The organism is Psychromonas aquatilis, assembly GCF_038155185.1.
Lineage (GTDB): Bacteria > Pseudomonadota > Gammaproteobacteria > Enterobacterales > Psychromonadaceae > Psychromonas > Psychromonas aquatilis.
Map to the genome: position 1 here is coordinate 1 of NZ_JBAKAZ010000087.1, position 7943 is coordinate 7943.

The 7943-nt window shown below is 36.6% G+C and carries 8 protein-coding genes; 7 read left to right on the forward strand and 1 reads right to left on the reverse strand.

The genetic code is table 11. From position 1 onward, the window contains the following. Positions 1-499 precede the first annotated feature (499 nt). The 4 genes from V6256_RS14265 to V6256_RS14280 all read left to right on the forward strand — a co-directional run bounded on the left by V6256_RS14265 (position 500) and on the right by V6256_RS14280 (position 4234). Complete coding sequence (locus V6256_RS14265) at positions 500-754, forward strand: oxaloacetate decarboxylase subunit gamma (RefSeq protein WP_341598909.1); 255 nt, start codon at positions 500-502, stop codon at positions 752-754. Positions 755-786: 32 nt separating this feature from the next. Continuing rightward, complete coding sequence (gene oadA, locus V6256_RS14270; RefSeq protein WP_341598910.1) at positions 787-2580, forward strand: sodium-extruding oxaloacetate decarboxylase subunit alpha; 1794 nt, start codon at positions 787-789, stop codon at positions 2578-2580. Between the two features lie 24 nt (positions 2581-2604). Next, the gene (locus V6256_RS14275) at positions 2605-3723 is read left to right on the forward strand and encodes a sodium ion-translocating decarboxylase subunit beta (RefSeq protein WP_424141073.1); all 1119 of its coding nucleotides are present in this window, start codon (positions 2605-2607) and stop codon (positions 3721-3723) included. 106 nt (positions 3724-3829) lie between these two features. After that, positions 3830-4234 (forward strand): YqaA family protein, encoded by a 405-nt coding sequence (locus tag V6256_RS14280; RefSeq protein WP_341598912.1) that lies wholly within the window; start codon positions 3830-3832, stop codon positions 4232-4234. A 45-nt stretch (positions 4235-4279) separates the two neighbouring features. Here the strand turns inward: V6256_RS14280 and V6256_RS14285 are convergent, their stop codons facing one another. Next, the gene (locus tag V6256_RS14285) at positions 4280-4594 is read right to left on the reverse strand and encodes a hypothetical protein (protein ID WP_341598913.1); all 315 of its coding nucleotides are present in this window, start codon (positions 4592-4594) and stop codon (positions 4280-4282) included. 299 nt (positions 4595-4893) lie between these two features. Between V6256_RS14285 and gshA the strand changes: the two genes are divergently transcribed. The 3 genes from gshA (at position 4894) to luxS (ending at position 7784) form a co-directional block, all read left to right on the forward strand. Then, the gene (gene gshA / locus V6256_RS14290; RefSeq protein WP_341598914.1) at positions 4894-6474 is read left to right on the forward strand and encodes a glutamate--cysteine ligase; all 1581 of its coding nucleotides are present in this window, start codon (positions 4894-4896) and stop codon (positions 6472-6474) included. A gap of 123 nt (positions 6475-6597) precedes the next feature. Next, positions 6598-7212 carry a transglycosylase SLT domain-containing protein gene (locus V6256_RS14295; RefSeq protein WP_341598915.1) on the forward strand — a complete coding sequence of 205 codons (615 nt, stop codon included), beginning with the start codon at positions 6598-6600 and terminating at the stop codon, positions 7210-7212. Between the two features lie 62 nt (positions 7213-7274). Continuing rightward, on the forward strand, positions 7275-7784 hold the full coding sequence (gene luxS, locus V6256_RS14300; protein ID WP_341598917.1) for an S-ribosylhomocysteine lyase: 510 nt from the start codon (positions 7275-7277) through the stop codon (positions 7782-7784). Positions 7785-7943 lie beyond the last annotated feature (159 nt).

Here is a 7943-nt window from a genome sequence, read left to right on the forward strand (position 1 = left end):
GTACCTGGCTACGAACCAGGCGGTCAGGGGTTCGAATCCCTTCACCCGCACCATTTCTTTTTTATTCCCCTTTCTAATTATCTTTTATAAATAACCTGTTTATATATTTACTAATATACTTCTGTTATTCGTTTTATTACTTCATTACCTTATTTCCTTATTACTTCAATAATAATTTCTTTTATTATCAAGCCTTAGTCTATTTAACTTCAATAACTTTAAACTCTGTAAACTAGCGCAAATTCTCTACCTTTCCTTTTAACAGGCAAAGCATTACAATAAGCACCTCTGAAAGGCCACTCTATTGATTTATTAATTACTTAATAGGATTTTAGGTAATTAGATTTAGTGGTTGATATTTACGCTTATCATAGTGGCAGGGTGATAAGTATTCAAAGCTAACCAAGTTATAAACGATTAAATATTTATTTGAATAATAATTCACTTAAATATATTTAATTTTTTGGCGCGGTTAGGCGAAAAGGAAAAGGGACATTTTATGGATATTTCAGGATCGTTAGTCACAGCCTTGATGTTAATGGGACTTGGCATGGCGTTCGTATTTATATTTTTAGGCTTATTATTTGTTTGTATTAATTTAATGGCCAAATATATTCCTGTAGACACACCGGTTACAGCACCAAAACGCAAAACACCCGTTTCTGCGAAGACAGACCAAACACAAATCAATCCTCAAGTTGTTGCAGCTATTACTAGTGCAGTACAACAATACCGTAAAGCACAATCTGTATGAGCAATAAAAAATCGACAAAGGAGCAAGTGAATATGTCAAAGCCTCTCGCAATCACTGAAGTTGTTTTACGTGATGCACATCAATCGTTATTTGCAACACGTATGCGTATTGATGATATGTTACCTATCGCTGAAAAATTAGACAAGATAGGTTATTGGTCACTAGAAACATGGGGTGGGGCTACGTTTGATTCATGTATTCGTTATTTAGGCGAAGATCCATGGGATCGCATTCGTGCTTTAAAAGCAGCAATGCCAAATACACCACAACAAATGTTATTAAGAGCACAAAACCTATTAGGCTATCGTCATTATGCTGATGATGTAGTACAAAAGTTTATCGAACGTGCACATACCAACGGTGTTGACGTATTCCGTATTTTTGATGCGATGAACGATCTTCGTAATTTTGATACTGCAATAAAATCAGCTATTGAAGTAGGAGCTCATGCTCAAGGTACGCTTTCTTATACAACAAGTCCTGTGCATAACATAGATGGTTGGGTCGACATGGCTAAACGTCTAGAAGATATGGGTTCACATTCTATTTGTATTAAAGATATGGCGGGTTTATTAAAGCCTTATGTTGCTGAAGAGCTAGTCACCAAGATTAAAGCTAGCACTAATATTCCTTTAGCATTACATTGCCATGCAACGACTGGATTAAGTGTTGCAACTCAACAAAAAGCAATTGATGCTGGTGTGGACATCATTGATACCGCTATTTCATCAATGAGTATGACTTATGGTCATTCACCAACAGAGACACTCGTTTCTATTGTTGAAGGTACAGAGCGTGACACAGGATTAGATTTACACCAATTAGAAGATATTTCTTCTTACTTCCGTGATGTTCGTAAGAAATACGTGAAGTTTGAAGGTGAATTAAAAGGCGTTGATCCACGCATTCTGTTAGCCCAAGTACCGGGCGGCATGTTAACGAATATGGAAAGTCAGCTTAAGCAGCAAGGTGCCGCTGATAAAATGGATGAAGTGTTAAAAGAGATCCCGCGTGTACGTGAAGATCTTGGTTTCATTCCACTTGTAACGCCGACTTCTCAAATTGTCGGAACGCAATCTGTTATTAATGTATTAATGGGAGAGCGTTATAAGAATATCACTAAAGAAACAGCTGGTGTATTAAAAGGCGAGTACGGTATGACACCTGCATCAGTAAACGCTGATCTACAAACTAAAGTATTAGATGGTGCAACAGCTATTACTTGTCGTCCTGCTGATAATATCGCACCAGAGATGGATTCAATTCAACAAGAACTGAAAAAAATAGCTGGTGAGAAAGGCATTAAGCTTGCTGAGAATGAAGTAGATGATGCATTAATTTATGCTTTATTCCCTGAAATTGGCTTGAAGTTTTTAGAGAATAGAAATAATCCAGAAGCTTTTGAACCAGTACCAAGTGCAGATGATTTAGTGCCAGCTTCTTCAACAACAAAAGAACCTGAATCTTATTCTGTTTCAGTTGACGGTCAATTATTTACAGTACAAGTTGGTCCTGAAGGCAGTATTGATGGTATTACACCAGTTAAAGCGAGCAATCAGCCAGTTGCAGCAAGTGCGACAGCCTCACCGGCAGCACCAGCTACAAATGCTGAAGGTGAAGACGTACCAGCGCCTCTAGCCGGTAATATTTTTAAAGTACTAGTAAGTGCTGGTGAAAATGTTGATGAAGGCGATGTGTTAGTGATTATGGAAGCAATGAAAATGGAAACTGAAATTCGTGCGCCTAAATCAGGCACAGTACAGTCGGTGAATATCAAAGAAGGTGATGCGGTTTCAGTGGGTGACTCACTGTTCTCAATAGGTTAAGGAAGAGTTAACGTGAATGGATTAATGACACTATGGACTGATACGGGAATTGCAAATTTCCAATGGCCAGAATTAATAATGATGGCTGTAGGTGGTTTGCTATTGTATCTCGCCATTGTACGCAAATTTGAGCCTTTATTATTATTACCGATTGGGTTTGGTGCTATTTTAGCGAATATTCCTAATGCCGGTTTTAATGATGAAGGAGGCATGCTTTATTACATCTACCATATCGGGATTGAAACGGGCATCTTCCCGCTAATCATCTTTATGGGTGTAGGGGCATTAACTGATTTTGGTGCGTTGATTGCAAATCCTAAGACTCTATTCTTAGGGGCTGCTGCGCAGTTTGGTATTTTTGCGACGTTATTTGGTGCGATTATATTAAACTTAGTGCCAGGGTTTGAGTTTAGCTTAGCGGATGCCTCGGCGATTGCTATTATCGGTGGTGCTGATGGGCCAACGGCTATTTTCTTAGCCTCTAAATTAGCGCCTGATTTATTAGGGGCAATTGCGGTAGCTGCGTATTCATACATGGCATTGGTTCCTATTATTCAACCGCCTATTATGCGAGCTTTAACAACACCGGCTGAACGTGAAATCAAAATGGAACAGTTACGTCCAGTCAGTCAAAAGGAAAAAATTATTTTCCCATTGGCTGTACTGTTTATGACTATTCTATTTTTACCTGCGGCAACGCCTTTAGTTGGTATGTTCTGTTTAGGTAACTTGATGCGTGAATCTGGTGTCGTCGATCGTTTAAGCTCTACAGCACAAAATGAGCTAATTAACATCGTTACTATTTTCTTAGGGTTAGGTGTTGGTTCTAAATTATCTGCTGATAAGTTTTTAAACTTAGAAACATTGGGTATTTTAGGGTTGGGCGCAATTGCCTTTTCAATTGGTACTGCATCAGGTGTATTAATGGCGAAAGCAATGGGACGTTTCTCTAAAAGTCCTATTAATCCATTGATTGGGGCTGCAGGGGTTTCTGCGGTACCAATGGCTGCGCGTGTAGCAAATAAGGTGGGGTTAGAAGCTAATCCGCATAACTTCTTATTGATGCATGCGATGGGCCCAAATGTAGCAGGTGTATTAGGTAGTGCTGTTGCTGCTGGTGTACTATTAGCTATTGTAGGTTAAGCGCTAGTAAATTAGTTTAATCATTAAGGTCACTTTTTAGTGGCCTTTTTTATTGTTATGCCAGTCACCTAAATTAACTATCGGCTACCAATTACTAGGAACTTTGATGCAAGAGTATTGGCTGTTATTTATCAGTGGATTTGTTTCTTCTACTCTCTTTCCGGGGGGATCAGAAGTTTTATTTGTTTACTACTTAAAGCAAGCAGCTTTATCAGGTTGGTGGTTGTTTAGTGTCGTGACGATAGGTAATACTTTTGGTGCGATTACGACTTTTTTACTTGGGTATTATATTCGCTGGGGGCAAACTAAAGCGGCGCTTAAATATCCTTATCTTTTAATATTTTGTAAGCGTTGGGGGAATTGGGCCTTATTATTAAGTTGGTTACCCATTATTGGTGATGTGCTTTGCTTATTTGCAGGTTGGTTAAAGTTAAGTAAAACAACTGCTTTTTTGTTCATGCTAATCGGAAAAAGCACCCGTTATTTTATTATTATGATGTTTATTATTTAAGGAGGAAAAATATTCCTTCCTCCTTATTAGGCTCTAGTCTATCAATTAGATATTGATATCACAGTTTTTAAATTCAATTACTGGTTGAGCCTTTTCTTTAGCTTGATTATACATATCCATCGCTTGCGCTTTAGCAGTGTTAGCTGAAGCTTCAGCTTCTGAACTTACGATTCCGACTAAGCCAGTGTAAGTATCAGATGAGTCTATATTTTCTTTGTATTCTGTAAATGTTGTCTCAATTTGTTCACATGTTAAATCGTTAAAGTCAATATCAGTTAGACTTGTAGAGTCGTCACTTGTAGTAACACAACCAGCTAAAGCGGCACTTGCAATTAGTGATAAAAAAGTAATTTTCTTCATGATATATATCCATTTTCATTATTAAGTTTGTAAAAAATTACAAAATTTTGTTTTGTTAATAATATATCAAATTAAATTGAATGGCTAATCGTTTAACCTACTAATTTAATTATATAAAATCACCTTTTTAATTATATGATTTTAGAATTACTTTGAAGTGTTTTGTATTCATTGTTATATATTCTTGTAGATCAATATAAAAGTATAGAAGGTGTATGTTGTTTTGAGTAATTCTTATTTTTTTCAATAGCGTTAAGTGTTAAAGTTACCCTTCAAAAAAATTACTCAAGGGTCTAATTTTGCTTAAAAATTTTCAACAACGTATCCAGTTTCTGAGCGAACATCCAGAAAGTTTTATTGAGTTTGGTCGTGGAATCGAGCGTGAAACTTTACGTGTTAATGTAAATGGTAAGTTATCTCAAGAGCCGCATCCAGCTGCCTATGGCCGAGCATTAACACATAGCTCTATCACAACTGATTTTTCTGAAAGCCTATTAGAATTCATTACACCTGTTTCCAAAAACGTAAACGAATTATTTAATTACTTAGAAGATATCCATCACCATGTTGTTATGAATCTTCCTAAAGAGCAGTATTTGTGGCCGATGAGTATGCCTTGCTATGTTGAAAGCGAAGATCATGTCGAGCTTGCTCAGTTTGGTACGTCGAATATTGGGCGAATGAAAACCACTTATCGACAAGGTTTAAAAAATAGATATGGCAGTATGATGCAAATCATTTCTGGTGTGCATTATAACTTTTCTTTACCTGCTGCTTTTTGGGATACTTGGGGGGAGTTACATAACTCGCCATTAACAGGTCAAGATGCTCAATCTGCTGGTTATATGGGATTGATTCGTAACTATTTACGTTATGGTTGGGTTATTCCTTATTTATTTGGTGCTTCACCAGCTATTTGTAAATCTTTTTTACAAGGTAAAGAGACTAAGTTTGATTTTAAAGAAACAGGTAAAGGTACTATTTACTTACCTTATGCAACGTCATTACGCTTAAGTGATCTTGGTTATACAAACAGCTCTCAGTCAGGCTTGAATATTTGTTATAACGATTTAGACAGTTATTTAGACAGTGTGAGAGTAGCCTTATCGAAAAAAGATCCTAAGTTTATAGAGATGGGGATTGTTAAAAATGGTGAATACTTACAGCTTAATGACAATATTTTACAAATTGAAAATGAACTGTATTCATCAATTCGTGCAAAGCGTGTACAAAACAGCGATGAAACACCATCTCAAGCTTTAAAAGCACGTGGTATCGAATATATCGAAATTCGTTCATTAGATGTGAACCCATTTAGTAAACTAGGGATTACTCAAGAACAAGCCCACTTTTTAGATCTTTTCCTGACTTGGTGTGCAAGTATTGAATCTCCAAGTTTATCGCAACAAGAGTATCAACTTTGTGCAAGTAACTTTGATGATGTTGTTATTAGAGGAAGAGATCCAGAGTTAACATTATCAATTACAGATAAAACGCTTGATGTCGCGGGTTGGGGAGAGTGGTTAAATACTCAACTTTCGGAAATGGCGATATTGTTAGATAAAAACTCTGATAAAAATTGTTATCAAAATGCGATGTTGCATATTAGTCCGCGTTTTGAAAAACCTGAAGATACAAGTTCTGCAAGGATCCTTGATCGTATTATTAACTCGAAAGGTGATAATGGTTCACTGGCGATACAATTGAGCAAAGAATATAAAACTGAGTTAGAGCAGCAAGAATATACTATCTGGTCTGATGATGTTTTTGCTAAACAAAAAGAAGACTCAATAGAAGAGCAACGTAATATTGAAGCTGCGGATACATTAAGTTTTCCTGACTTTTTAGCAAACTACTTTGAAAATGCAAAAAAACAATAACAAGTATAAAGTGTAGCAGCCTTATTATTTAAGGTTATGCTACACCTGCCTTTGATCGCTTTCACCACTGTAAAGGTTAAATATACATTGTCATACTTAACGGTAAAGGTGTGAGTTAACACTATGAATGTATTTAAAAAATTAACCATATTACTTTTTCCTCTTTCATTAATGGCATGTGCTACAGCGCCGCCAAAAAATCCTGAGAATATATGCGAGATTTTTTTTGAGCATAGAAGCTGGTATGAAGCAGCGAAAGATATGAATGAGCGTTGGGGAACACCTATTCATGTCCCGATGGCAATGATGTACCAAGAAAGCAGCTTTGTGCATGATGCTGCGCCTCCTATGGAATATTTTTGGTTTATCCCTATCGGTAGGATGAGTGATGCCTATGGCTATGCGCAAGCTCGAGATGCGGCTTGGGGGGATTATCAAGATGAGGCAGGGAGTTTTTGGTCTGATCGAGATGAGTTTGATGATGCCATTGATTTTATGGGCTGGTTTACTGATAAAACGCATAAAATCAACGGAATTTCAAAATGGGCTGCTTATAGCCAATACCTTAACTACCATGAAGGTTGGACGGGTTATAAAAACAAATCTTATAATAAAAAGCCTTGGCTTATTAAAGTGGCGCAACGTGTTGATGCGCGATCTAAAAGATATGCATCGCAATTAAAAGGGTGCCAAGAAAACTTAGACTCTAGTTGGTTATGGAGAATGTTTTTCTCATAAATCATGTTTAAGTTACAATGTACATATAAACAATTATTTCAATTTATTTTAAAGGACAAGTTATGCCATTATTAGATAGCTTCACTGTTGATCATACGATCATGAAAGCACCGGCTGTACGTATCGCTAAAACAATGCAAACACCAAGTAAAGATACTATTACGGTATTCGATTTACGTTTTACTATTCCGAATCAAGATATTTTATCTGAGAAGGGCATTCATACATTAGAGCATTTATTTGCTGGTTTTATGCGTGACCATTTAAATGGTGAGCAAGTAGAGATTATCGATATTTCACCAATGGGGTGTCGTACTGGTTTCTACATGAGCTTAATCGGTGAGCCAACGGAAGATAAAGTTGGCCAATCATGGTTAGCTGCAATGAAAGATGTATTAAACGTGACGGATCAAAATGATATTCCAGAATTAAATGAGTACCAATGTGGTACTTATGCGATGCACTCTTTAGAAGAAGCAAAACAGATTGCTCAAACGATTATTGATGCAGGTATCGGTATTAATAAGAATGATGATATTACATTGTCAGAAGAGCAGCTGCAGCAGTTATAAGATAACAATGCACGCGATGATAAAAAAGGCTACTTACTGTAGCCTTTTTTGTTTTTATTGTGATTTAAAGTTAAATTATTATACCAATTATATTAAATAAGTACTCTAAATTTTGCGCAGGAAAAATGACTGAGTTCAAGGCGTAATTTGAGTTAAATA

What these genes read in the sequence shown, in the direction of transcription:
- V6256_RS14265 (WP_341598909.1), top strand. Translation starts at nt 500, where the DNA reads ATGGATATTTCAGGATCGTTAGTCACAGCCTTGATGTTAATGGGACTT.
- oadA (WP_341598910.1), top strand. Translation starts at nt 787, where the DNA reads ATGTCAAAGCCTCTCGCAATCACTGAAGTTGTTTTACGTGATGCACAT.
- V6256_RS14275 (WP_424141073.1), top strand. Translation starts at nt 2,605, where the DNA reads ATGACACTATGGACTGATACGGGAATTGCAAATTTCCAATGGCCAGAA.
- V6256_RS14280 (WP_341598912.1), top strand. Translation starts at nt 3,830, where the DNA reads ATGCAAGAGTATTGGCTGTTATTTATCAGTGGATTTGTTTCTTCTACT.
- V6256_RS14285 (WP_341598913.1), bottom strand. Translation starts at nt 4,594, where the DNA reads ATGAAGAAAATTACTTTTTTATCACTAATTGCAAGTGCCGCTTTAGCT.
- V6256_RS14295 (WP_341598915.1), top strand. Translation starts at nt 6,598, where the DNA reads ATGAATGTATTTAAAAAATTAACCATATTACTTTTTCCTCTTTCATTA.
- luxS (WP_341598917.1), top strand. Translation starts at nt 7,275, where the DNA reads ATGCCATTATTAGATAGCTTCACTGTTGATCATACGATCATGAAAGCA.